This is a genomic window from uncultured Tateyamaria sp., assembly GCF_947496075.1.
In the GTDB taxonomy this organism is placed as follows: Bacteria; Pseudomonadota; Alphaproteobacteria; order Rhodobacterales; family Rhodobacteraceae; genus Tateyamaria.
In genome coordinates this window covers 1-23,597 of sequence record NZ_CANMBJ010000003.1, presented here as the reverse complement: position 1 = coordinate 23,597, position 23,597 = coordinate 1, and the positions used below count along the sequence as shown (strand labels likewise).

The 23,597-nt window shown below is 58.7% G+C and carries 17 protein-coding genes; 6 read left to right on the top strand and 11 right to left on the bottom strand.

Features of this window, described 5'->3' with window-relative positions; all coding sequences use genetic code 11:
* Window positions 1-162: 162 nt before the first annotated feature.
* Window positions 163-3,492 (top strand): ATP-binding protein, encoded by a 3,330-nt coding sequence (locus Q1A51_RS11040; protein WP_299605268.1) that lies wholly within the window; start codon window positions 163-165, stop codon window positions 3,490-3,492.
* On the top strand, window positions 3,479-4,384 hold the full coding sequence (locus Q1A51_RS11035) for a DNA-binding response regulator (RefSeq protein ID WP_299605269.1): 906 nt from the start codon (window positions 3,479-3,481) through the stop codon (window positions 4,382-4,384). The genes Q1A51_RS11040 and Q1A51_RS11035 overlap by 14 nt, the downstream gene beginning before the upstream one ends.
* A 679-nt stretch (window positions 4,385-5,063) precedes the next feature.
* Here Q1A51_RS11035 and Q1A51_RS11030 read toward each other — a convergent pair.
* The 3 genes from Q1A51_RS11030 to Q1A51_RS11020 all read right to left on the bottom strand — a co-directional run bounded on the left by Q1A51_RS11030 (window position 5,064) and on the right by Q1A51_RS11020 (window position 8,029).
* Window positions 5,064-6,290, bottom strand: coding sequence for an ATP-binding protein (locus Q1A51_RS11030; RefSeq protein ID WP_299605271.1), 1,227 nt, complete (start codon window positions 6,288-6,290; stop codon window positions 5,064-5,066).
* A 165-nt stretch (window positions 6,291-6,455) separates the two neighbouring features.
* Entirely contained in the window at window positions 6,456-7,070 is a 615-nt protein-coding gene (locus tag Q1A51_RS11025; protein ID WP_299605273.1) for an SMC-Scp complex subunit ScpB, read from the bottom strand.
* A complete protein-coding gene (locus tag Q1A51_RS11020) occupies window positions 7,067-8,029 on the bottom strand; it encodes a DUF1403 family protein (RefSeq protein WP_299605275.1) in 963 nt (320 codons plus the stop codon). Before Q1A51_RS11020 ends, Q1A51_RS11025 begins: the two co-directional genes overlap by 4 nt.
* Window positions 8,030-8,221: 192 nt before the next feature.
* Here Q1A51_RS11020 and Q1A51_RS11015 point away from each other — a divergent pair, with 192 nt between their 5' ends.
* Window positions 8,222-9,217: a tyrosine-type recombinase/integrase gene (locus Q1A51_RS11015; RefSeq protein ID WP_299605278.1), complete on the top strand. Its 996-nt coding sequence runs from the start codon at window positions 8,222-8,224 to the stop codon at window positions 9,215-9,217.
* Window positions 9,218-9,244: 27 nt separating this feature from the next.
* Here Q1A51_RS11015 and repB read toward each other — a convergent pair whose 3' ends face one another.
* From repB to Q1A51_RS10975, 8 genes are all read right to left on the bottom strand, one after another.
* Entirely contained in the window at window positions 9,245-10,228 is a 984-nt protein-coding gene (gene repB, locus Q1A51_RS11010) for a plasmid partitioning protein RepB (RefSeq protein WP_299605280.1), read from the bottom strand.
* Between the two features lie 52 nt (window positions 10,229-10,280).
* Window positions 10,281-11,462, bottom strand: a complete 1,182-nt coding sequence (gene repA, locus Q1A51_RS11005) for a plasmid partitioning protein RepA (RefSeq protein WP_299605476.1) — start codon at window positions 11,460-11,462, stop codon at window positions 10,281-10,283.
* Between the two features lie 268 nt (window positions 11,463-11,730).
* Window positions 11,731-12,906, bottom strand: coding sequence for an acetate/propionate family kinase (locus Q1A51_RS11000; RefSeq protein ID WP_299605282.1), 1,176 nt, complete (start codon window positions 12,904-12,906; stop codon window positions 11,731-11,733).
* Window positions 12,903-14,312, bottom strand: a complete 1,410-nt coding sequence (locus tag Q1A51_RS10995) for a bifunctional enoyl-CoA hydratase/phosphate acetyltransferase (protein ID WP_299605284.1) — start codon at window positions 14,310-14,312, stop codon at window positions 12,903-12,905. The genes Q1A51_RS11000 and Q1A51_RS10995 overlap by 4 nt, the downstream gene beginning before the upstream one ends.
* Window positions 14,302-15,075, bottom strand: a complete 774-nt coding sequence (gene fabI, locus Q1A51_RS10990) for an enoyl-ACP reductase FabI (protein WP_299605286.1) — start codon at window positions 15,073-15,075, stop codon at window positions 14,302-14,304. The genes Q1A51_RS10995 and fabI overlap by 11 nt, the downstream gene beginning before the upstream one ends.
* Before the next feature lie 3 nt (window positions 15,076-15,078).
* Window positions 15,079-16,794: an alpha/beta fold hydrolase gene (locus Q1A51_RS10985; protein WP_299605288.1), complete on the bottom strand. Its 1,716-nt coding sequence runs from the start codon at window positions 16,792-16,794 to the stop codon at window positions 15,079-15,081.
* Window positions 16,795-17,301: 507 nt separating this feature from the next.
* Window positions 17,302-18,375 (bottom strand): replication initiator protein A, encoded by a 1,074-nt coding sequence (locus Q1A51_RS10980; protein ID WP_299206043.1) that lies wholly within the window; start codon window positions 18,373-18,375, stop codon window positions 17,302-17,304.
* A 140-nt stretch (window positions 18,376-18,515) separates the two neighbouring features.
* On the bottom strand, window positions 18,516-19,550 hold the full coding sequence (locus tag Q1A51_RS10975) for an AraC family transcriptional regulator (RefSeq protein WP_299605290.1): 1,035 nt from the start codon (window positions 19,548-19,550) through the stop codon (window positions 18,516-18,518).
* Window positions 19,551-19,761: 211 nt separating this feature from the next.
* On the opposite strand from Q1A51_RS10975, the gene Q1A51_RS10970 reads away from it, so the two are divergent.
* The 3 genes from Q1A51_RS10970 to Q1A51_RS10960 all read left to right on the top strand — a co-directional run.
* Window positions 19,762-20,874 carry a porin gene (locus tag Q1A51_RS10970; protein ID WP_299605292.1) on the top strand — a complete coding sequence of 371 codons (1,113 nt, stop codon included), beginning with the start codon at window positions 19,762-19,764 and terminating at the stop codon, window positions 20,872-20,874.
* Window positions 20,875-21,060: 186 nt separating this feature from the next.
* Window positions 21,061-22,461 carry a YfcC family protein gene (locus tag Q1A51_RS10965; RefSeq protein WP_299605296.1) on the top strand — a complete coding sequence of 467 codons (1,401 nt, stop codon included), beginning with the start codon at window positions 21,061-21,063 and terminating at the stop codon, window positions 22,459-22,461.
* A 4-nt stretch (window positions 22,462-22,465) separates the two neighbouring features.
* Window positions 22,466-23,597, top strand: a 1,132-nt coding sequence (locus Q1A51_RS10960; RefSeq protein ID WP_299671330.1) for an amino acid permease, incomplete at its 3' end; no start/stop codon positions are given.

The following is a 23,597-nucleotide window of genomic DNA, read 5'->3' as shown; positions in this document are numbered from 1 at the left end:
TGAGCATCCGGGCGATCATGGCGACGCTGTATACGTCAATTGACGTATATGCCTGCGCGTTTTGCGCAGTAGGGTTGTGGCCACGCTGAATGGGGGCATTTGGGGCGCAAGAACCGGCACGGTCCGAACTTGCGAAATGCGCTCGCATATAAGGACACCACAATGGTTAGGGCGCTCGGGGCGACGCGCGAGAAGCGGACTTATAACCGCTGGGTCGCCAATGAAACGATGGAGGACTTCGCCCTGCGCTTCACCGCGCGGCGCGCGCGCCGTTGGGGCTATGGTCGGGTCGCAAACACCGCTATCGGGTCAATCTCTTTCCTGGCTCTCGAAGCCATCGGCGCAGCGATCACGCTGACCTATGGGTTCGATATCGCCATTGTTGCCATTATGGTTGTGGGCGCTTTGCTGTTTATGACGGGCTTGCCGATCTCTTACTATGCCGCGCGCTACGGCCTCGATATCGACTTGATGACGCGCGGGGCGGGCTTTGGCTATATCGGCTCAACGCTGACCTCTCTGATCTACGCTTCTTTCACCTTCATATTCTTCGCACTGGAGGCAGCGATCCTAGCTTTGGCGCTGGAATTCACCCTCGGGGTGCCGCTTTTCTTTGGCTATGTGGCAAGCTCTCTGGTGGTGATCCCGCTTGTGATCAACGGGTTTTCAAAGATCTCGACCTTTCAAACCTGGACCCAGCCGCTTTGGGTCCTTCTGCATATTCTGCCTTTCGTTTTTCTGGCCTTCGCAGGCTATGATATCGACAATTGGACATCGTTTTCCGGGCCAGAGCAAGCCTCCGACGCGTCTCGGCTTTTGATGTTTGGCGCGGCCTCGGGCGTGGTTTTTTCGCTCGTCGCGCAAATCGGGGAGCAGGTGGATTTCCTGCGGTTTCTGAAGGAACCCAAGACGACGTCAGAAAAACGCAAATGGTGGCTTGCCCTGCTTGCTGCGGGGCCCGGCTGGTCGATCCTGGGTGTGCTGAAGATGGTTGCGGGCTCCTACCTCGTCACGCTCGCCATTCGGGAGGGTGTGCCGAGTGAGGACGCCTCCGACCCGACCCGCATGTACCATGTGGCTTTTGATCAGCTGATCAATTCGCCCTACCTGGTTCTCGCGCTGACAGGTCTCTTCGTGATCCTGTCGCAGCTCAAGATTAACGTCACCAACGCCTATGCGGGATCAATCGCTTGGTCGAATTTCTTCTCGCGGCTGACCCACTCTCACCCGGGCCGTGTGGTCTGGCTGGTCTTCAACGTCTGCATCGCGTTAATGCTGATGGAGCTGGGCGTCTTCACCGGGTTAGAGCATGTGTTGGGCGTCTATTCCCATGTCGCCGTTGCTTGGATTGGCGCGCTGGTTTCCGATCTGGTTATCAACAAACCGCTAGCCCTTAGCCCTAAAGGTATCGAGTTCCGGCGCGCACATCTTTACGACATCAACCCAGTTGGCATTGGCTCTATGCTTGCTGCCTGCCTTTTGGCCTTCTTGTCCTACGGCGGTGTTTTTGGCCCGATGTTGCAGGCTTTTTCCTCTTTCGTGGCGCTTGGATCAGCATTTGTGCTTGCGCCAATTCTTGCGTGGGCCACGCGCGGCAAATACTACATCGCGCGGCCCAGCGAAGACCTAATCCCCGAATTGCACTCCTGCACCGTGTGCGAATTCCGGTTCGATGCTGAGGACATGGCAAATTGCCCGTTCCATGCGGGCCCGATTTGCTCGCTCTGCTGCACGTTGGAGACCGCATGCCATGATGTGTGCAAGCCGCATGCAAGGTTCGACTACGTCCTCAAGAACTGGTTATTTTCCTATCTTCCGACCCAAGTTGCGCGCGCGCTTATGACGCGACACGCGCATTTCGTAATTGCAACGATTGTGATCTCATTGACCTTCGGCGCTGTGCTCGGCCTCGTGCGCAACTTTGCAAATGCCCCCAATTTCGACGGTGTTCTGACAGTAATCTTTGGTACGGTCAGTATCGTCATAGGTATTTCTGTTTGGATGTACCTACTCAGCGGTGAAAGCCGCCGAAATGCGACGGCGGAAGCAGAGCGCCAGACTGAGCGCCTGCTAAAAGAAATCCGCGCCCATGAGCGCACCGACCGCGCTTTGCAACAAGCAAAGGACAAAGCTGAGGCGGCAAATCTAGCCAAGACGCGCTACATGTCAGGTCTCAGCCATGAGCTGCGCACGCCTTTAAATGCGATCTACGGCTTCGCGCAGCTCCTCGAAAAAGACGCGGATCTGGAAAATTGGCGTCCCCCACTGACCAGCATCCGCCGCTCCAGTGAGCATCTTGCCGGGCTGATCGACGGTCTGCTTGATATCGCCCGGATCGAAGCCGGACGGCTGGAGATTATGCGTGACCAGATCAATCTGCGGGTCTTGCTGACACAGGTGGCCTCGATCTTCGAGGAGGAGGCGCACAAAAAGAGCATCAATTTCGAACTGCGCGCCGAAGGGCTTCTGCCAGCTTTCGTCCGCTCTGACGAAAAACGCCTGCGCCAGATCATCATCAACCTGCTTTCAAACGCGATCCGCTACACTGAGGAAGGCGCCGTGACATTCAAGCTGACCTATCGCAACGAGGTCGCGATCATCGAGGTCGCCGACAGCGGTATCGGCATCGCGCCTGAGCATATTGATCGCATCTGGCGCCCCTTTGAACGGGGGGAACGTCGTGACATCCAAGGCTCCGGACTTGGTCTGACAATTACCAAGCTGCTGGTTGAAATATTGGGGGGCGAAATCGAGGTTGAAAGCGCTGTCGGCGTCGGTAGCACCTTCCGTGTCCGCCTGATGCTGCCTTCCGTTACGCCAAGCGTATTCGACCCCGATACTATGGGCCCCGAAAGCAATGCCCTGCCTATTAACGGCTATGAGGGCCCGCGCAAAACCATTCTGGTGGTCGATGACGATTTCAACCACCTTGCGCTGGCTGAAAATTTTCTAACCAAATACGGCTTCGTCGTCCTCTGCGCTTCCTCTGTTGATATGGCGGAAACGATGTTGGGGGACGCGGTCCCAAACGTCCTGCTGCTCGATATAGATATGCCAGGTCGCGATGGTTGGAGCTTCGCGCGCGACCTACGTGCGGGTCGCCACCAAAACACCCCCATCATCATGATCTCTGGCCACGCCAATGAGGAAGGTCTGCACCGCACCGAAATCGGTCTGCATGACGCGTTTTTCGCCAAACCCTACAATCTGGACGAACTTCTTTTGCAAATTGCCGAGCTGCTCAAAGTCAAGCTGATCATGGACAAAAACCAGGCGGCTCCCGTCCTCAGGAGCCTCACTGAAAACGAGCGCAAGACTCTGCTTGATGCCGCAGAGATCGGCCATGCGAGCGCGCTTCGTGCAGCCCTTGATGATCTGCGAGTAGCAGGCGTCGGGCCGGTGTCGCTGATGCGCGCGCTCGATGCCTGTTTGGAACAATTCGACATGGAGGGCCTCGCCCGCCTGCTTGAGGATCACCATGAAGACGCTTGAAACAGGGGACAAAAGCATCGCGCTCGTCGTCGACGACAACCCGGATTCTCTGGGGATGGTCTCAAGCGCGCTAGAGGCGCAAGGCATGACCGTATTGGTCGCGCGCGACGGACATTCGGCCATCAAGCTAACCCACCGGGTGCAGCCAGATGTCATCCTGATGGATGCGCTTATGCCCGATATCGACGGGTTCGAGACTTGCCGCAGGCTCAAATCCGGGCCCAACCCGACCCTGGCTCCAATCATATTCATGACTGGGCTTTGCGATCAGGAACATGTGGTCAAAGGCCTGCAAGCGGGCGGCGTGGATTACATCACCAAACCCGTGGTGATTGAGGAAATGATCGCGCGCCTCAGCACCCATGTCGTTAACTCCCGTATGCTTCAAAGCGCACGGGAGGCAATTGACGCCTTTGAACGACCGGTCCTCGCCTTCGACGAGGATGCAGAATTTGTCTGGGGCTCCAAGAGCGCACTGGAATTGTTGGAAAGCAGCGACTTCAACCCTAGTGCCCCAGGTTTTTTACTTTGGCTTCTCAACTGTGTCGCGCGGCCCGTGTCAGAGATCAGCCCGCATACAGGCGACGGTGTCGTCGCTCACTTCATGGGGCTTTCTGCCACGCGGGAGATATTGATCAAACTCGTTGTAGAAGATGGCCCCACCCGCGGTGATCTTTTGCAGAGCGCCTTCAACCTCACGGCGCGCGAGGCTGAGGTATTGTACTGGCTCACACTCGGCAAAACCAATCGCGACATCAGTGCCATCCTCGCGCTAAGCGCGCGGACGGTGAACAAACATCTTGAGCAGGTATTCCAGAAAATGGGCGTCGACAACCGCACATCCGCCGCAGTTCTTGCCGACCGCCTGCTCCACACGCGCGCGTCGCTTTAGAGCACGTCAAAACCAATTGTCGACCAACTTAAGCATCCGAACAGTCAATATATGAACCCAGTGTTGTTCGCCTAGGACGGGCCAAAAAGACTAGCCGTTTATGTGTTGGTTTAAATTGACGGCAGGTCGATCGAAAGGCTTTCTTTTCACAAAACAACACTGATTGTCTCAAGGCTCTTCGGGCGAGCACTTGCTTCTGGAGAGGAGCTTATAAGCCAAAAAGACCAACTCCAGCCCAGTCCGTCAACGCCCATGCGACCTTCCGACCGCGCGTCGACTCTTTCGCCAATGTCCGCATACGCAGGTGCTGTCCTTAAAATTCGCTAGCGCAGCGAAGGTCCGCTTTCCGCCGTTTATAAAGTTCCTCTCACACGCACAGCGAATGTCGGCAATCTGCCCGACTGAAACCGAAGCGCCTGTCGCCCGAAGGCGGGAATCGAGCTATGGTGGCTCAGGAACACGGTTGGGATTTCTGCGTCAGTTAGATGTCAACGTCCACTTCTATCACAAGGTGAGACTCGCTACAGCATTTGTCGGTTACGCGCGGCTCACCTTGGCTATGCTTTCAAACGCTGCAAGGTTCTGTAACTAGTGCTGCATCAGAATCGCGATGGGTGCCGTACGTTGTCGGAATACGCACAATCCGTCATATTTTCGATGCATCTGGCGCTGACAATCCTCATGGTGAACTCCACAAGCATGAAAGCGGTGCGGCGAATAAATTCTCTCCAAATGGAACGACCTGGTCGTGATCGTAGAGCACCATACCTTGGACAAACTTCTTCCCGCATGCTTCTGCAAGTTTGCGCATGCCAGAAAAATCACTCGCCGAAACGGTAGCAGAGGCCTTCACCTCGATTCCGACGACCTCGCCGCGGCGGTTCTCCAATACGATGTCGACTTCGTTCTTGTCCTTGTCCCGGAAGTGCGAGAACGTGCACCTCTGTTCGCTCCAGGTCGCGATCTTCCGCAGTTCGCTGAACACGAACGTCTCCAGGATCGCACCAAAACTCGTTTTGTCCTTGCGGACCACTTCGGGTGAAACATCCCGCATCGCTGCGAGAAGACCCGCATCGTAAAAATGTAGTTTGGGTGACTTGGTCAGACGTTTCAGTCGATTTGTGAACCAGGGCTGCAGGGTATGAACAAGGTAGAGACTCTCGAAGACACTCACATACTTCTGTGTGGTGACATGATTAAGGTCGAGGCCGGCACCGATACCCGTGTAGTTGACCAACTGCCCCGAGTGCTCGGCCAGCACCGACATTAGTTTTGGCATGATAGCGAGTTTTTCGATCTGTGCGACGTCACGGACGTCCCGCTGAACGATCGCATCAAGATAGCCGTGATACCAATCCTGCTTCCGGGACCATCTCGTCCGACCGAGCGCTTCTGGATACCCGCCGGAAAGGACGTTTTCAACGAGCTCATCACCGACGATCATATGCTCGGCTGTCGGTTTCTCCCGAGCAAAGGCTCGATCAATGAACTCTGATTTCGTACCCAGAATTTCCGCCTGTGAGAGGGGCAGTAACCGAACGACCTCCATGCGACCGGCAAGGGAATCCGCCACTTTTGGAATGGTCATGAGGTTGGCCGAACCCGTTAGGAGGAACCGCCCCGGAGTCTGGTCGTCATCGACAAGGTTTTTGATGGCGAGCAGAAGGTCGGGCGCGCGTTGGATCTCATCGATCACGGCGCGGTCCAATCCGCGGACAAACCCCACCGGATCATCGATCGCTGACCGCAAAACGTTGGCATCGTCCAATGTCAGAAAGGGCGTCTTGTCCGACGCAATGTCGGTTGCAAGCGTCGTCTTGCCGGACTGACGTGGCCCCGAGATGAGAACCACGCGGGTGTCGGACAGCGCCTCTTCTACTCTGGCCTTGGTAAATCTTGGGTACATTGCCGCGCGACTCCTCTCGACCGATTGAAAGTACGCACCCGACCAATTGAAAGTCAATATCCGACCAATTGAAAGTGAGATACTGTCTAATCGGCGCTCGAACCTCTGACTGATTGAAAGTCAAAGCTCGACCAATTGAAAACACACCAGCCCTGAACGCAGAATTTAGACGTCTTCAACTTCACCGCCAACACTGAGATCAAGATCAGGCAAATCTCTCAGAGTCTCTAGATCAAACGTCGCCAAGAACGTCTCAGTCGTCACAAATGTATGTGGCGCGCCGGGGCGCGGTGCGCGCGGGCCGCTCGCGATCAGATCCTTATAGCGCAGCCGGGCCAGCAGATCGCGACTGACCTCTTTGCCGAAGATGTCCTTGAGCCCCGCCCGATCGATCGGCTGGTGATAGGCGATGGCGCAGAGCACCCCCATCTCCATTTCGCTGAAGGCCAAGGACTGGTCGCCCAAATCGGCGGCGGCATTGATCGCCTCGGCGAAATGCGTCTTGGTGCGGAACATCCAGCCGCCCGCAACCTGCGCCAGTTCATAGGGGCGACCGGCCAGCTCGGCCTGGATGTCATCGATCAGCATCTCGACCGAAACGTTCCCCACCACGCGTGCCAGGTCCTCGCGCCCGACAGGCGTCGCGCTCGCGAACAGAACCGCCTCGATCCGCCCCATCCATTCGCGCCAGCGCAGCTCCTGCGGCAGATCCTCGAGGTCCCGGTCAAAGATGGCGCCGCGCTCGTCCACCGGTTTCCGCTTCTTGGTTGCAGTTGTCATGGCGCGATCCCGTAGAGGCGGAAGGTCGGGCGTCCGGTCAGCTCTCGCGCAACTCCCATTTCCACCAGCCGATCACAAAACCGCCGCGCAGCACGGTCCGTCATGGGAATGTCGGTGCCCTGGATCAGGGGCGACAACATAGTTGACGGCGCAACCGCATCCTCAGACAGGAACAGCGCGACCGCGGCGTCCGATCCTTTGGCGCGTAGCTTTGGGGCAACCACTTGAAGCGCCGCCCCGCGCTGTGCCAGGTCTCGTGCCAGTCGGATCGCCTCTTCAGTGGACTGCAAAAGACGCTGCTGCACCGCGAGGTCAGCCCCCTGCCCGTCCCCGACGAGATCGCGCAATACTGCTTTGGTGAGGTTCAGGGCAGAGACGGGAAGGATCATCGGCCAATTCAGGCAACGCGCTAACACGATATCCGACAACAGACATGCTGCCCGCTCGGCCCGGTCGTCCACCGCCAAAACCGCGCGCACTACCGCAACACATCCCGCTAGTGGCCCATGGGTCCGACTATGGGCCACAGCCGATTGCAGCCAAACATCGACGTCCATCTCAAATTCGGACCCAACAAACCCTTTGAGCACCACTTGCCAATCGCGTCCGGTCAGTCGCATCCGCGCTGCCTCGCGCCAGAATGCCAGGAGATCGCCGTCCGGTCCCCGCGCCTCACCGGGCGGCGCCAGATGGAACGCATCGCGGATATCACCCTCTCGCGCCATCCGCCCCTGTAGTTTCGAGGTGGCGGCGGCCGCTTTCAACGCAACACAATTGGCAAGCAGTTTCACCGGCACGCCATAACGCGGATCGCTCACCAGCGCGTCCAGCACCATGAGCGCTGCCCCGGATCGAAAAGCCACAGTTTCAAGGGTTTCCGCACGCAGGGAGGTGACCCAACCCGGGAGTTTAGGTAGAGTGTTCAAGTCGTCATCGATAGCTGCGGGTTGGTAGGTCATGCCACAAGACTATCTAGCAACGGCGCTTTTGGCTACCAGATAGTGTATAAACCGCCCCACCTTGAAGCTCGTCTTTATGTCCAATAAGGTTGTCTTATCGGACATATCTGGGCTGCATTCTAAAATATGAGCGAACCATCTGAAACCCACCGCCCGAAACCCCGGAAATCAAGCGCGGCATCCACAGATGCAATGACCGTCGACGAACCCAGCGGAACGAAACCCACAGACAACGATACCCTCGCCCTGCCCTCGCATACCGGGGGCCTCGCCGGGTCCGGTGCCCTTGATCGAATTGTCGACACAGCGCGCGCCTACGCCCAGGCCTCCACCGCCGAAAATACCAACAAGGCCTATGCCGCCGATTGGAAACACTTTGCCCGCTGGTGCCGGTTGAAAGGCACCGAACCCCTGCCCCCCTCGCCGGAAATGATCGGGCTTTATCTGACGGACCTCGCCGCGCCCCAGAGAAAGACCCCTGCCCTGTCGGTGTCGACGATCGACCGCCGCCTCTCCGGCCTGGCTTGGAACTATGCACAACGCGGCTTCACCCTTGATCGCAAGGACCGGCACATCGCCGCCATCCTGGCCGGGATCAAACGCACACACGCTCGCCCTCCGGTCCAGAAGGAAGCCATCCTGCCCGGCGACATCCGCGCCATGGTGGCCACCCTGCCCCACGATCTGCGCGGGCTCAGGGACCGCGCCATCCTACTCATCGGATATGCCGGCGGCTTGCGCCGAAGCGAAATCATGAGCCTGGATGTCGGCAAGGATGACACTCTGGATTCCGGTGGCTGGATCGAAATCCTGGATGATGGCGCGGTGTTGACGCTCAACGCCAAGACCGGCTGGCGCGAGGTTGAGATTGGGCGAGGCTCAAGCGAACAGACTTGCCCGGTACATACATTGGAACAGTGGCTCCACTTCTCAAAAATCGACTTCGGGCCGATCTTCGTGCGCACCTCTCGCGACGGGAAACGCGCCCTCGACACACGGCTCAACGACAAGCACGTGGCGCGGCTGATCAAGGCGACTGTTCTCAAAAGCGGCATCCGCGCAGAGCTGCCCAAGGCCGAACGCCTCGCCCTGTTCTCCGGTCATTCCCTGCGTGCAGGCCACGCCTCCGCCAAAGTGACCCGCCGCGACCGGTTCCGCGTCAACCTCACAAAAGCCGCAGGGTTATGACGGCCCGGCACAATAAAACCACGGCAGTCACGGGTCCGGCTTCTTGAGGAAATCCGCATAAAGCTGATCAAGGTTTTCGGACAGATATTCGCCAAACGCCGTGGAATCGTTGGACGTCAGCGAGATGTTGTAGGCCCGCCCTACACGTCCAATCACACCCTTGATCCGACCCTCGCCAGCGGTCCAGGTCCGCTTGGGCGGTGCGGCCTTGGCCCGTCGGCGTTTGGGCCCTTTCCCCGCTTCCTCGACCTTGCTGTGCATGATCTCGAACTTCGTGTCGCTGTCGAGCTGGTCAAACCCTTCGGTCTTGAGGATGCGGTACGCAATGCCCTGGTTGGCCTCGTCGGCCATCAGCTTCTTGAACCCCTCCCACCGGTCCCGCCCGATCTGCTTGGCAGGTCCAATGGCAGTCACAATCTTCTCGGGCACAGTCTGGGCCACGGACAGCATCCGCGACAACAAAGTTCCGTCAACGGTCAGCGCCCGCTGAATGACATCCTTTCCCTGCCCCAGATCGAACAGGTTCCGCGCAAACAGCGCCTTCTCGATAAAGGACAGGTCCGCCCGCGCCGTGTTCTCCTGACCCTGCGCCAGCACATGAGCTTCGTCGTCCATCTCCTTAACCACGGCACGCACGGCTCGGCCAAGGTCGCGGGCGACACGCACACGGCGGTGTCCAAAGACCACCATGTAGCGATCCGCCACATCCGGATGCGGCCGCAACAGCACAGGCGTGTCCTGACCACTGGCCTTGATCGAGGCCTTGAGGTCGTCATAGGCCTCATCATCGCCGGTCAGACGGTCATTGACGAAGGATACATCGATCAGATCGGGATCGATCTCGACAATGGTTTCGCCTTCCATCAACCGCTTGGAATGCTCGGCCAGACTGTCAATCGACACCTTCATCGACTTCGACGCCCCGCGCATGGCATAGCTTGACCGCCCTGCCCCACTTGGCGTGTCGGTCGGCTGCCCAATCACGGATTTCAACAGGTCTTTTCTGGCCATGTCATCCTCCTCTTCGCGCGCTCAAAAATCCAATCTGCACGGCTGTCAAAACTCATGGCACATCGCGGCCCCAGGCCTGGTGCACAAGGCCCGCAATCTCGTCATTCACCGCATTCAGCGACCCCATCGCTCGGTCATAGGTGGACCGCACGAACTGCGCCCGTTCGACCTCGTAAAGCGTCTGCTTGGTGATGCCCGCATCGGAAATGGCAGTGGACTTTACCATCTGCGCTTCCAGCATCTGTTCCGGAAACATGGCCTGAAGAAAACCGACCATCTGTTTCTGCGGTCCATCGGTCGGCTCGAACCGCGTCACCAGATAGCGGAACCATTTCAGCCGCATCTCCGCCCCCGCCTCGCGGATGGTTTGCAGGATGCCGCCCAGCATCAACAGGAACTGGCTCATCGACATCACGTCCAGCATCTGGGGATGCACCGTGATCAGCACGGAACTCGACGCTGTGAGGGCCGTCAGGGTCAGATAGCCAAGCTGCGGCGGGCAGTCGATGACCACGATGTCATACTGGTCCTCAACCTCCTCCAACGCCTTCGAGATGCGGGTAAAGAACGCACGCCCCTCGGACGGGTCGCGGCTGGTAAGCGCGACAGGCGTGTCGTACTCGTATTCCTGCAGGTCCAGGCTGGCCGGAACGATATCAAGGTTCGGGAAGTTCGTGGGCCGGATCACCGTGCTGATCGGCTGGCGTTCATCGTCATAGCGCAACGTCTCGTAAAGCGACGAAACAGAGTCTAACTCAGGCTGAATCCCATGCAAGGCGGTCAACGACGCCTGCGGGTCAAGATCAATGGCCAGCACCCGATGCCCCTTGAGCGCAAGGTGCTGCGCGAGGTGCGCGGCCGTGGTCGTCTTGCCGCTGCCCCCCTTGAAGTTCACGACCGAGATGACGTGCAATTCCTCACCCTCGGCCCGGTGCGGCAAGTACTGCCGCTTGCCGGGCCGGCCATGCGCATCCAGATAGGCACGCAATTCCAGCATCTGTTCAGCCGAATATGACCGCCGCCCTGACGGCGATGTCTCGGGTTCCGGGCCTTTGCCCTCAAGGTGCAGCTTCTTGATCGTGGACTGCGTGACACCCAAGAAATAGGCCACCTCGGCCAGCGAAAACTGCCGCAGGCCTTTCTGGGCGTTCGGGGGGTACTGTTCCTGACGCAGGATGTTCAGCCTGTCAGAAATCAACTCTCCTTGCCGAAGGATGATTTCATCAAAGGACATATCGCCCATAACAGGCTCTAATTGGGGATTTCCCATGCTGCCGCCTCGTGTAATATCGCTTTTTGCGCGATTTCTACCGTTAAACTGTGCTTAACGCGGAACGGACTTATCCACAACGATTTTCTCAACGTGCAGTCGTACAAAGGGCGGCATTGGCAAAGGCTTGCCAAGTGGTACTTTTCCGTTATCTCTTTGTTATATATCGTCTTTTCTGATTTGCACGGCTGTCAAAACTTATCTGCGTAGCCTTGCCACCGCCCCTACCCCCTCATGATGCGCGCCGCACACGCTCAGATAGCTCAACATTGACAGCCCGCGCGATGATCCGTTCCTCATCCGTCGGGATGACCATGACCCGCGTTGCACCGCTGTTGATATCGCGCGCATTCTGTTGGTTAAGGATAGGATCGATGGAGATCCCGAGATACTCCAACCCCTCGACCATGCGCTGCCGGATCAGGGCCGCATTCTCCCCGATCCCCCCACAGAACACCAAGGCGTCAATCCCACCCAGCACGGCTGTCAAAGCCCCGATCTCGCGCCGGGCGCGGAACACGTAATAGTCAATCGCCTGCCCTGCTTCCGGTCGGTCTGACGCCAGCAGATCACGCATATCGCTCGTCTCAGCCGACAGCCCAAGCAGACCACTTTGCTGGTACAGCATCTTCATCACATCGTCTGGCGCAATGCCCCTCTGCTGGATCAGATACAGCACCACGCCCGGATCGATCTGCCCGCAGCGGGTGCCCATCGGTAGGCCATCGAGTGCAGAAAACCCCATGGTCGAGCCGACGCTTTTCCCCCCGCGCACAGCACACATGGAGGCCCCGTTTCCAAGATGGGCAATCACCATCCGTTTCTTGTGCAACTCCGGTTCGTCCCGGGCAATGACGCCGGTGATGTAATCATAGCTCAGCCCATGAAACCCGTACCGCCGCACCCCTTCGTCATAAAAGTTGCGGGGCAGCGCGAAAGTGTCGTTGACCCACGGGTGGCCGCGGTGAAAGGCGGTGTCAAAACACCCAACTTGCACCGCGTCTGGAAAGGCAGCCCGGGCCGCCTCAACACCGGCAAGATTGTGGGGTTGATGCAGCGGAGCGAGGGGACAGAACTCGGCCAGGGCAGTCAGAACATCCGGGGTCAGAACCATGGGTTCGGCAAACTGTGGGCCCCCATGCACGATGCGATGTCCGATGCCAGAAATGACAAGGCCCGCCATGTACGGCTTCAACGTCTCGATGACGTGTCGAAGGGCGGCGGCGTGCGTCGGGGCGCTGAGGGTTTGGGTGGTTTTCTCCCCTGCCCGTTCCAGCACCAGCCGGGCATCCGCGCCCAGCCCGTCCACCTGTCCGGTCAGCAGCATCTCGGGTTCAGCGGCGTCTCGGTACAACCCGAATTTCAGCGAGGACGACCCGGTATTGAGGGTCAGAATGGCAGTGTTCATCGGTCAATCGCCTCGCTGAACAGCGATGCAATCGCGGCGGAGGCGACACGGGTTCGGCGATCGTCGGCGCGGCTGGTCAGGATGATCGGAACCTGCGCGCCCAGCACGATGCCAGCGGCTTCGGCACCCGCCAGATACATGAGCTGTTTGGCGATCATGTTGCCCGCCTCAAGATCGGGAGCAACGAGGATATCGGCCTGACCTGCGACGGCAGAGGTGATGCCTTTGGTCGCCACTGCCCGCATCGAAATCGCGTTGTCAAAAGCCAGCGGGCCGTCCAGCACACCGCCCTTGATCTGACCCCGGTCTGCCATCTTGCACAGGGCACCGGCCTCGACCGTCGATTGCAGCCGCGGGGTGATGGTTTCCACGGCAGAGAGCAGGGCGACTTTGGGCGCGTCGATCCCAATGGCATGGGCCAGGTCTATCGCGTTCTGGACGATGTCTGCCTTGGTCTGCAGGTCGGGGGCGATGTTGATCGCGGCATCGGTGATCAGCAACGGCTTGGGGTAGGTGGGCACGTCCATCACATAGACATGGCTCATCCGACGTTCGCTGCGCAGGCCGGTGGCCTTGGACACGACGGCGGACATGATTTCATCCGTGTGCAGCGCGCCTTTCATCAGGGCGCGGGCACGACCCTCACGAACCAGCGCCACGGCCCGTTCGGCAGAGGCGTGGCTGTGCGGGGTGTCGATGATTTCGAGCGCGCTGATGTCCAGTTCTGCTTTCTCTGCCACCGACCGGATGCGTGCCTCTGGGCCAACGAGAAGAGGAAGGATCAGACCCAGATCGAAGGTTTGCAAAGCGGCGTCCAGAGAGGTCGCATCGCAGGGGTGCACGACGGCCGTGGGTAGGGCAGGGTGCTTGCCCGCGGCCTCCAGCAGACGGTCATGCCCCGCTCCGCGCCGATGCATGACCAAGTCCGGCATGACAACGCGCGGGCGCCTGATCTTGTGGGTGGGTGCGAGGACGACGGCTTGCCCGGTGATGACGGGTTTTCCATCGCCGTTGGTGCAGATGCAATCCAGTGTCAGGCGCTTTTTTTCGGGGTCCTTTGCCGTGACTGTGACACGCACTGTCACGGTGTCGCCGATCCCAACCGGTTTGAGGAATTTCAGGGTCTGATCAAGGTAAATCGTGCCCGGTCCGGGCAATTGCGTGCCCAACACGTTCGAGATCAGAGCACCGCCCCACATGCCGTGAGCAATGACCTTGTGAAAGGCTTCTTCCTGGGCGAATTCCTGATCCACATGGGCGGGGTTCACATCGCCCGACACCACGGCAAAGGCATCGATATCCTGTGCGGTGAGGGTGCGGACCAAATCGGCGCTGTCGCCCACAACAATTTCATCGAAGGGACGGTTTTCGATGTAGCCCATACTGGGGGTGATGTCAGACGACATGGTGGCCTCCGTCGATATAGGCGGTGTTTCCGGTGACCGAGCGGGCAAAGTCCGAGACGAGGCAGGCAGCCATCGCGCCAACCTCTTCGATGGTGGTCAGTTGGTTCAGTGGTGCGCGTGTTTTCGCATCGTCAATCAGCGCGTCGAAATGATCGATGCCAGAGGCCGCACGGGTTTGCAGCGGGCCGGGGGACATGGCGTTGACGCGGATACGCTTGGTCCCCAACTCAACCGCAAGATAGCGGGTGGTTGCCTCGAGCGCGGCCTTGACCGGGCCCATGATGTTGTAGTTGTCCACGACCTTTTCAGCACCGTGATAGGACACCGTCAGGATCGTGCCGCCATCGGTCATCAGGGGTTCTGCCCGTTTGGCCAGCCGGATCAGAGAATGGACCGAAATGTCCATAGCCAGCCCGAACCCTTCCTTTGAGCAGTCGACGACCCGCCCGTGCAGGTCATCTCGGGGACAGAAGGCAATCGAATGGACAAGGAAATCGAGCCGGCCCCAGCGCGTCTGAATGGCGTCGAACACAGCATCCATCTGATCATCATCCGTGACGTCCAGCGGCATGAAGATATCTGCATCGACGGCTTGTGCGACGGGTTCTACGAATTTGCGGGATTTTTCGGTCTGATATGTCAGCGCCAGATCGGCTTGTGAGGCGCGAAAGGCCCTGGCACAGCCTGCAGCAATTGACTCTTCGTTGGCGACACCAACAACAAGTCCCTTCTTACCGGCCAGAAAGTCGGTGTTGGGCAGCATATCTTACTCCATTTTGACATAGGTTCCCGGCGCATCCGCCAACGCATTCTTGATTTTTGGAGGTTTGACCATTTTGCCGGACCGGTCGGACAACCATGCCGTCCAGGCGGGCCACCAGCTGCCTTGGTGCAGCTCGGCCACGTCGCACCAATCCTCGGGGCTCAGGGTGTTTTCATCGTCGCGGATGGTGTGGAGGCGGAAGTGGCGGCGAGGGTGGCCAGGTTTGGAAACGACCCCGGCATTGTGGCCGCCATTGGTCAGGGCAAAGGTGACGTCCGCATGGCCCAGATCGTGGATCTTGAAGACAGATTTCCACGGAGCGATATGGTCGGTTTCCGTGCCGACACCGAAGATCGGGACACGGATGTCGCGCAGCGAAACCGCACGTCCGTCCACGTGGTACCGTCCGGCAGCGAGGTCGTTGTTCAGGAACATCTGGCGCAGGTATTCGGAGTGCATCCGCGCAGGCATCCGGGTGCTGTCGGCGTTCCACGACATGAGGTCATTCATCGGCGGTTCGCCTTCGCCCAGCAGGTATTTGCGGACCATCTGCGACCAGATCAGATCGTTTGATCGCAGCATCTGGAAGGCGCTCATCATCTGGTCGGCTTCGAGGTAGCCCTGTTCGGCCATGACATCCTCGAGGAAGGACACCTTGCTTTCGTTGATGAACAGCATCAGTTCACCGGCCTCGCTGAAATCCGTTTGTGCGGCGAGCAGGGTGAGGCTGGCTAGCCGCGTGTCCTTGTCCCGGGCCATGCTGGCCGCAGCGACTGAGAGAAGCGTGCCGCCAAGGCAATAGCCGGTTCCGTGTACCTGTTGGGCGCCAGTTGCGTCTGTGATGTAATCAAGCGCTGCCATGGGCCCCTGATGGAGGTAATCGAGCATGCCGAGGTTTGCGTCTTCGGCGCCCGGATTGCGCCATGAGATTGCGAATACGGTGAACCCCTGTTCGGTCAGGTAGCGGATCATCGAGTTGTCCGGGCTGAGGTCGAGGATGTAGTATTTCATGATCCAGGCGGGCACGATCAGAACCGGTTCCTGATGTACCGTGTCGGTGCGCGGGGCGTATTGGATCAGCTCCATCAGGCGGTTGCGATAGACGACTTTGCCTTTGGTCACGGCAACGTCGCGTCCAACCACTTTCGTGGGTCGTTTGCGATCACCTTTCAGCCCTTTTTGCATGTCGGCAAAGGCGTGCGCTGCGCCGTCAATGAGGTTTTGCCCGCCTGTTTCAACGGTGCGTGCGATGGCTTCGGGGTTGGTGGCCAGAAAGTTGCTGGGTGACATGGCGTCCAGCATCTGGCGCATCATGAAGGTCATTTTTGCGTCATTTGCCGGGTTCAATCCCGGGACGTTCGATGTGGCCGCATCAAAGAAGTTTTCGGTCAGCAGGAACGCCTGCGCCCAAGCGGCGAAAGGCGGTTTGGTCCAGCCGGGGTCGGTGAACCGGCGGTCGCCTTTCTTGGGCTGGGCAGGCCAGTTCTCTGGTTCTGCTGGGCATCCATTGGCAATGAAGCTGAGCCAGTTTGTCCAATTGTCTCGCGCCTTGTTGGCGAGGGTCAGTCGCTTGTCCGGTGATGTCGCGAGATGCAGCGCCCAGTCGTTCCACATGTTGATCGTTGAAACGGGGGAGGTGCCGCGCGTCATTGTTGCGATGAGTTTGCGAAAGGTGTGGTCTGTGGAGGGTTCGGATGGTTGGTTGTTGAAGTCTTTCATCTTGCACACCTGCGGTTGTCGATCCTGCTCGCAGGTAAGAATGGCTGACCCACATCACAAGCATGCGACTGTCCAACCCGTAAGCGGGAATGTGCCGGTGGGTTTGTATGCCTGTTTGACGTTCAGGCGGGGTGGGAGGTGCACAAGAATTTATCGTTTTCCTGTGAATGTCGGGCCTTGAGGTAACCCATTAGGGTGCATCAGGGCGCTATCGGTACATCAGGAACACCTGAGTTTGCTTCAGGGCCGCTATTTCTAAGCAAAAAAGACGTTTATGGCAGAGGCTGACGGTGCCTGCTTGCTGGGTGTTTGGTTATTTCTGTTAGAAATCTGGTTAAGTTTGTTACGATGTTAGGGCATTGGAAAGACTCAGGGAATTCAGGTCCTTGAGGATTGTTAGCGTTCCTGATGTACCGAACATGTGTTCCCGATATACCGAACTAGCGTTCCTAATGTACCGAGTCGTGTGTTCCTGATGTACCGATAGAATGTTCCCGATGTACCGAGTCACCAGATCGGGTTGGCTTCGATGTACTTTTTTGCAAAGGCACGGAACGCTGCATTGGCGTTTTTGACCGGTTCGTCCTTTTTTTCCGCCCATTCGCGCCATGCGTTGAGGATATATTGGATGTCATATTCCGGGTTTGCGTGTTTGACTTCGGTCAGGACGGAGTGGGCGACGTCGAGGTTCAGCGCATTCGGTACATCGGGAACAGTCAGATCGTCGAATTTCGGCTGGAATCGCACAAGCGCCTGTTTTCCCTTGGTCTTGAACGGGGTGGAGACGGAGGAGGGGTCCACGATCTCGACATGGTAGTCGGGGATGGTGCCGGCCTCACAAATCTCGTTGATGCGGAACTTGAATTTCCGCTCGGTGTCGATGGAGCCGCATTTCTCGGCCAGGCGTTTGATGCCGATGTACCATTCGGGCTGGCGGCCCACGTGCTTGCGGGCCAGTTCGTAGAGGCGGCGCTCCAACCCTTTGGACAGGCGGAAGTAATCGCGGTTGATGGTCAGAACGCGGCGATCCTTGACGATGGCGTTGAACATCCAGCGGTTCATCGTGACTTCGACGGCGCCCATGACTTTTTGCCCACGGCGGTTCGTGCGTTCGATCACGCGCCAGTCTTCGATCCAGCCGAAACCGCGGCGTTCGCGTTCGTCGCCTGCGGTGATGTTGGTCAGGATGTTGGTGGAGCGGAGCCGGTCGAGCGCGTCGAGGAAAAGCTCGTAGGCGCGTTTTCCGGAGCTGCGGCCTGTGACCTTGAGGAAATCATAGGCGGAGAAGGTGATTGTGCGGTCTTGGATTGTGTTGGACGTGTCCGCGTCGAAGCGGCCGTTTTCGATCCGTTCATTTACCAATGATGTCAGGTAGATAAGGATGTCCTTGTCCCAGATCGTGGCGATCCCCTTGTGGCCCGGCTGGATCTCGATCTTGACCGTGCCATCGTCGAAAACGAAGGGCGTCATGCGCGGGCGCTTTTGCAGGGAGAAGAAGGGAAATTCCATCAGCGCACGCTCGTCTTTGACGGGCGCATCGGCGAGTTGGTCCAAGAAGAGGTCTACTTGTTTGTCTGACACGTCCGTTCCCGATGTACCGAATCTCGCGTGTTCCCGTTATACCGAGTTTTGTGTTCCCGATGTACCGATATTTTCAAGATGTTGCGGTAGCGGTGGATTTTGGCACAAGTCGCGTTTGAGCGCGTCGCCAAAAGGCGCGCTTAGTTTGATCCAACAGGTGTTTTTTGGGGCCGCACCTGACCGGGCGACCTGCCGAACCTTTTGGTGAAGGCCCGTGTGAAACTGGCGGGTTCCGCATAGCCGACACGCCACGACACCGTGTCCACATGCAGACCGGAGATCTCAAGGAGGTGATGGGCCCGCGACAGTCTTGCGTCGAGGTACAGCTCGCGGAAGCTGGTCTTTTCCTCGGACAACCGCCGACGCAAAGTGCGTTCCGTTGTGGCAAGCATCCCGGCGACCGTCTGGATGTTCAGGTCGTCTTCGATGTTGTCGAGGATCGTGTGTCTGACCTTTTGCGACCAGAGGTCCGGTTGCGCGTTCTGCTGTTCCAACAGGATCTGGCACTGGTCGACACAGTACTGGAACGTGGCCGGATCCGATTTTGGCAAAGGTTGGTCAAACAATGCGGAGGAAAAGGACAGGGCAAAGCCGGGACTTGCCCCTTTGACCGTCACGCCGATTGCGCTGGCGATATCCTGAACATAACGCGCATCGGTATAGGGCGTTTCCACAACCATGTCGTTGAAATTGGGCGCGTCCAACATTTCGCGAATGAAGTCCAAACTGATGACCGACTGGGCCTCGATCGCGAAGGTGTGGGCCTCAGGAGGCAGTTCTGTCATGTCCAGTTTGATAAGCACCCGATCACCACCGTCTTCCACCGTGTAGGTGGTCAGGCCGGTTGAGAGTTGCATGTAGTCGAGAGAGAGTTGGGCCGAGACCCGTAAAGTGGGCGCGGTAAGCAGGGCAAACCCGTAGACCCCGTAGGCAAAGGGGTGCAGCTTGCGGCCCGCCCTGGCACCCAGTCCGATGTCGTGCGGGGCGAGGCGAACGATGTTCCTGATCGTCTGAACCTCTTGCAGCCAAGTGACCTGGCTGTCTGTGCCGGTGAGATCCTGGCGCTGCAATCCGGTGTTTTTCAACACCTCTGCCGGATCAATGCCCATGTCCTGCGCAACGTCGCACACCGCCCGGATGCCTGTCGCAGTGCGCATGTTGGACAGCTTTCTCATATCCGGCAGGTATGTATTTGGCCGGAATTATCAAGCATCTGTCCGAAGATGCCATTTCTTCCATGTATAGTCTCTATATCATTGGAAAAGAATGATTTTTTGTGCGTCTCCTTCACATGTTGGGAGTGTTGCCCTGCGGGCAATGCTTTTGTTTTGGCCCGCGTGCGCGGGGTGAAAACGGGTCGCGCAGCGGACAAACACGAGGGTTCAAATGAAAACGGCACTTATCCCAACCGCCGCCGGGTTGACCGCGTTGGCGACGCCTGTTTTGGCAGATTTGGAATACAACTTGGGGTCCGGTGCGACCTTGACCTTTTATGGTCAACTGAACCCCGCCATCATCTCGGTCGATGATGGGCGGGACAGCGAAACCAACCTGCTGGACAATGATCTGTCGAACAGCCGGATTGGCCTGCGGTATTCAACGCCCTTCGGAAACAACACGTTCCAATTCCGGCTGGAGACGGGTCTTGGGCTGCCGAACTCATCCGAGGTGAGCCAAAGCGGATCGGATTACAGCCGCTTTACCCGCGATGACATCCGCCATTTCGACTTTTCGCTGGAGGGTGCCTGGGGCCAGGTTTCGCTGGGTCAGGGCAGCATGGCGGCCGATGGTGTCGCCGAGAATGACCTGTCCTATGTGGGCACTGCGCTGTATTCCTTTACCGCCGATGCCAACCCGAGCTTTCTGTTCCGGGATGGGTTTGACGTGCTGAGTGGCCCGGCCATCGGGGATACGACGGACAACTTCGATGGGTCGCGCCGTGGGCGCATCCGCTACGATTCACCCGATTTCTCGGGCTTCTCGTTCAGTGCGGCAGCGGGGGAGAACATCCTCGATCAGGAGGATGAGAACGAATATTACGACGTGGCCGTTTTCTATAATGCATCGATTGGCGGTGGTGCAGAGATGTCGGCCGGTCTGGCGTACCAGGAGCGCAACGGGACCGACAGTGATCGTTCTGACATTGTGGCGTCTGCGTCGGTTCTGCTGCAAAGCGGGCTGGGCTTTACCGCGGCCATTGGTGACCGCGATGACGATGCCAGCGGGGCCAGCGACCCGCGATACTACTATGCCAAGGTGAGTTACGAGGCCGATTGGTTGCCCATGGGTAAGACCGGCATCGGGCTGCACTACTGGGATGGTTCCGATTTCAACGTCGATGGGTCGGATTCGGATGTCTGGGGGATCGGTGTGGTGCAGGAGGTCAAAAGGCTGAACACCGATCTGTACCTGACCTACCAGGAATACGATTATTCAGACAGTACGGGTGATTTCCAAGACAACTCGACCATCGTTTTGGGTGCGTTGTGGAAGTTCTAACGCGCTGAAAACGCGGGATTGTGGGCGGTGTCCTGTCGCGCCGCCCGCGGTTTTTCGCCGTCCATCGCACAATAGGAAACACCGTTGACGCATATCAACGCGGCCCTGTTTTGGCTGCCTAGGCTGGGGTCAGCGTTCCAATCCGTCTTTGAAGGTCTGCCATAACTCCGGGGAAGTCATCGCGCCATGAAGCTGAAGTTTCCGACTGCCTACACCATCCTTTTTGCCCTGATTGCCCTTGTTGCGATTGCAACGTGGTTTGTGCCTGCCGGTGAGTATGAGCGTGTCGCCAATGAGGCGCTGGGGCGGGATGTGCCGGTGCCGGGAACCTATGAGACCGTGGAGCCGAACCCGCAGGGGATCATTGATGTGTTTCTTGCGCCCATCGCCGGGTTTTATGACCCCGGCAGCTATGAGGCGCAGGCGATTGACGTGTCGCTGTTTGTTCTTGTGATTGGCGGGTTCCTGGCTGTTGTGACCAAGACTGGTGCCATTGATGCCGGGATTGGGACCGCCATGCGCCGCCTGAAGGGCCGCGAGAAGTGGATGATCCCGATCATGATGGCGCTGTTTGCCGCCGGGGGCACGATCTATGGCATGGCGGAGGAGTCGCTGGCCTTTTATGCCCTGATCATCCCGGTGATGATCGCTGCTGGATACGATGCGCTGACCGGTGTGGCCATCATCATGTTGGGCGCCGGTGTCGGCACGCTTGGGTCCACCATCAACCCCTTTGCCACCGTTATTGCATCGGACGCGGCGGGTGTGCCGTTCACCGACGGCATCAATCTGCGGCTGGCGCTGTTGGGGGCCTGTTGGCTGGCCTGCGTGGGGTACGTCATGCGTTACGCCGCGCGGGTGCGTGCAGAGCCCGGGCGATCTGTCGTTGCTGATCTAGAAGAAACAAACAAAGCGCATTTCCTGAAAGCCTCGATCGGTGACGAGATTGAGTTCACGGGCCGTCACAAGATCATCCTGGTCGTTTTTGCCGCAAGTTTTGGTGTGATGATCTGGGGTGTGTCCGCGGGTGGCTGGTGGATGGCCGAGATGTCGGCGCTGTTTCTGGTCGCTGCGTTGATCATTGGTGTGATCGACTGGATGGGGGAGGAGACGTTTGTCACCACCTTTGTCGATGGCGCCCGCGACCTGTTGGGCGTGGCGCTGATCATCGGGATCGCGCGCGGCATCGTTGTGGTCATGGATGCGGGCAACATGACCGACACCGTCCTGTTCTGGGCCGAAGGGGCCGTGGAGGGGCTGGGCGAGGTTGCGTTCATCAACACCATGTTCGGCTTGCAGGCAGGCCTGTCCTTTCTGGTGCCGTCGTCGTCAGGGTTGGCGGTGTTGACCATGCCGATCATGGCACCGCTTGGCGATTTTTCGGGCGTCGAACGGTCACTGGTCGTGACGGCCTACCAATCGGCGAGCGGGCTGGTGAACCTGATCACCCCGACCTCTGCCGTGGTGATGGGCGGGCTTGCGCTGGGGCGGGTGCCCTATGACCGCTGGATTCGGTTCATGGTGCCACTGCTGATCCTGCTGAGTGCGATCATCATGGTAGGTCTTAGCATCGCGACCATGGGCTGAACCTGTGACCGAAGCGCCGCATATCGCTGCCCAAGGGGCGGGGAGGGGGGCTGGTCTGGGTCTGGTTGCCTGCACGGCGCTAGTCGTGGGCAACATGATCGGGTCGGGTATCTTTCTGTTGCCGTCTGCGTTGGCAGCGTATGGTTCCATTTCACTGGCGGGGTGGCTGGTCACGGCGGTGGGGGCGCTGGTGCTGGCGCTGATCTTTGGGCGGTTGGCGCGGATCGCGCCGCGCACGGGTGGACCATACGCTTACGCACGGGATGGGTTTGGTGACTTTGCCGGGTTCCTCGTGGCGTGGGGGTACTGGATCGCGCTGTGGTCCGGCAATGCCGCCATTGCCGTGGCCTTTGCTGGCTATCTTGGCTTTCTGTTGCCGGACATCGGGGCGAGCCCGCTTGCCAGCGTGGCAGCGGCGCTTGGGGCGATCTGGCTGCTGACATGGCTGAACATCCGGGGCGTGCGGGAGGCGGGCATTGTCCAGATCCTGACCACGGGCATGAAGCTGTTTCCGCTTCTGGCGCTGATTGTGCTGGGCGTGGCGTACATTGATCCGGGCAACTTCACGCCGGTGAACACCAGTGAGGTTGGCGCGCTGTCGGCCATTTCGGCCTGTGCAGCCCTAACGCTGTGGGCGTTTCTGGGGCTTGAATCCGCGACCGTGCCTGCGGGTGATGTGGCGGACCCCGAACGAACCATTCCGTTGGCAACTATCGTCGGCACGGCCCTCACTGCCCTTGTTTATATCGGTGTCACCGTCGTGGCCCTGGGCGTCATCCCATCCGCCGAATTGGTGGGGTCGAACGCGCCGCTTGCCTTGGTGGCCGGGGCGATCTGGGGTGCGGGTGGAGCGATGTTCATTGCTTTGGGCGCGTGCGTGTCGACCTTTGGCACGTTGAACGGATTTACCCTGCTGACCGGGCAGGTTCCGTTGGGTGCGGCGCAGGATGGCGTATTCCCCAAAGCCTTTGCCCGTCTTAGCACCACCGGCACGCCGGCCTTTGGTCTGGTTGTCTCGAACGTGCTGGCCAGCGGTCTGATCCTGATGAGTTTCAGCGAAAATCTTGCCGAGCAGTTCGAGTTCATTGTCCTGCTGGCGACCCTGTCGACGTTGTTTCCCTACCTCCTTTGCGCGC

What these genes read in the sequence shown, in the direction of transcription:
- Q1A51_RS11040 (WP_299605268.1), top strand. Translation starts at nt 163, where the DNA reads ATGGTTAGGGCGCTCGGGGCGACGCGCGAGAAGCGGACTTATAACCGC.
- Q1A51_RS11035 (WP_299605269.1), top strand. Translation starts at nt 3,479, where the DNA reads ATGAAGACGCTTGAAACAGGGGACAAAAGCATCGCGCTCGTCGTCGAC.
- Q1A51_RS11030 (WP_299605271.1), bottom strand. Translation starts at nt 6,290, where the DNA reads ATGTACCCAAGATTTACCAAGGCCAGAGTAGAAGAGGCGCTGTCCGAC.
- Q1A51_RS11025 (WP_299605273.1), bottom strand. Translation starts at nt 7,070, where the DNA reads ATGACAACTGCAACCAAGAAGCGGAAACCGGTGGACGAGCGCGGCGCC.
- Q1A51_RS11020 (WP_299605275.1), bottom strand. Translation starts at nt 8,029, where the DNA reads ATGACCTACCAACCCGCAGCTATCGATGACGACTTGAACACTCTACCT.
- Q1A51_RS11015 (WP_299605278.1), top strand. Translation starts at nt 8,222, where the DNA reads ATGACCGTCGACGAACCCAGCGGAACGAAACCCACAGACAACGATACC.
- repB (WP_299605280.1), bottom strand. Translation starts at nt 10,228, where the DNA reads ATGGCCAGAAAAGACCTGTTGAAATCCGTGATTGGGCAGCCGACCGAC.
- repA (WP_299605476.1), bottom strand. Translation starts at nt 11,462, where the DNA reads ATGTCCTTTGATGAAATCATCCTTCGGCAAGGAGAGTTGATTTCTGAC.
- Q1A51_RS11000 (WP_299605282.1), bottom strand. Translation starts at nt 12,906, where the DNA reads ATGAACACTGCCATTCTGACCCTCAATACCGGGTCGTCCTCGCTGAAA.
- Q1A51_RS10995 (WP_299605284.1), bottom strand. Translation starts at nt 14,312, where the DNA reads ATGTCGTCTGACATCACCCCCAGTATGGGCTACATCGAAAACCGTCCC.
- fabI (WP_299605286.1), bottom strand. Translation starts at nt 15,075, where the DNA reads ATGCTGCCCAACACCGACTTTCTGGCCGGTAAGAAGGGACTTGTTGTT.
- Q1A51_RS10985 (WP_299605288.1), bottom strand. Translation starts at nt 16,794, where the DNA reads ATGAAAGACTTCAACAACCAACCATCCGAACCCTCCACAGACCACACC.
- Q1A51_RS10975 (WP_299605290.1), bottom strand. Translation starts at nt 19,550, where the DNA reads ATGAGAAAGCTGTCCAACATGCGCACTGCGACAGGCATCCGGGCGGTG.
- Q1A51_RS10970 (WP_299605292.1), top strand. Translation starts at nt 19,762, where the DNA reads ATGAAAACGGCACTTATCCCAACCGCCGCCGGGTTGACCGCGTTGGCG.
- Q1A51_RS10965 (WP_299605296.1), top strand. Translation starts at nt 21,061, where the DNA reads ATGAAGCTGAAGTTTCCGACTGCCTACACCATCCTTTTTGCCCTGATT.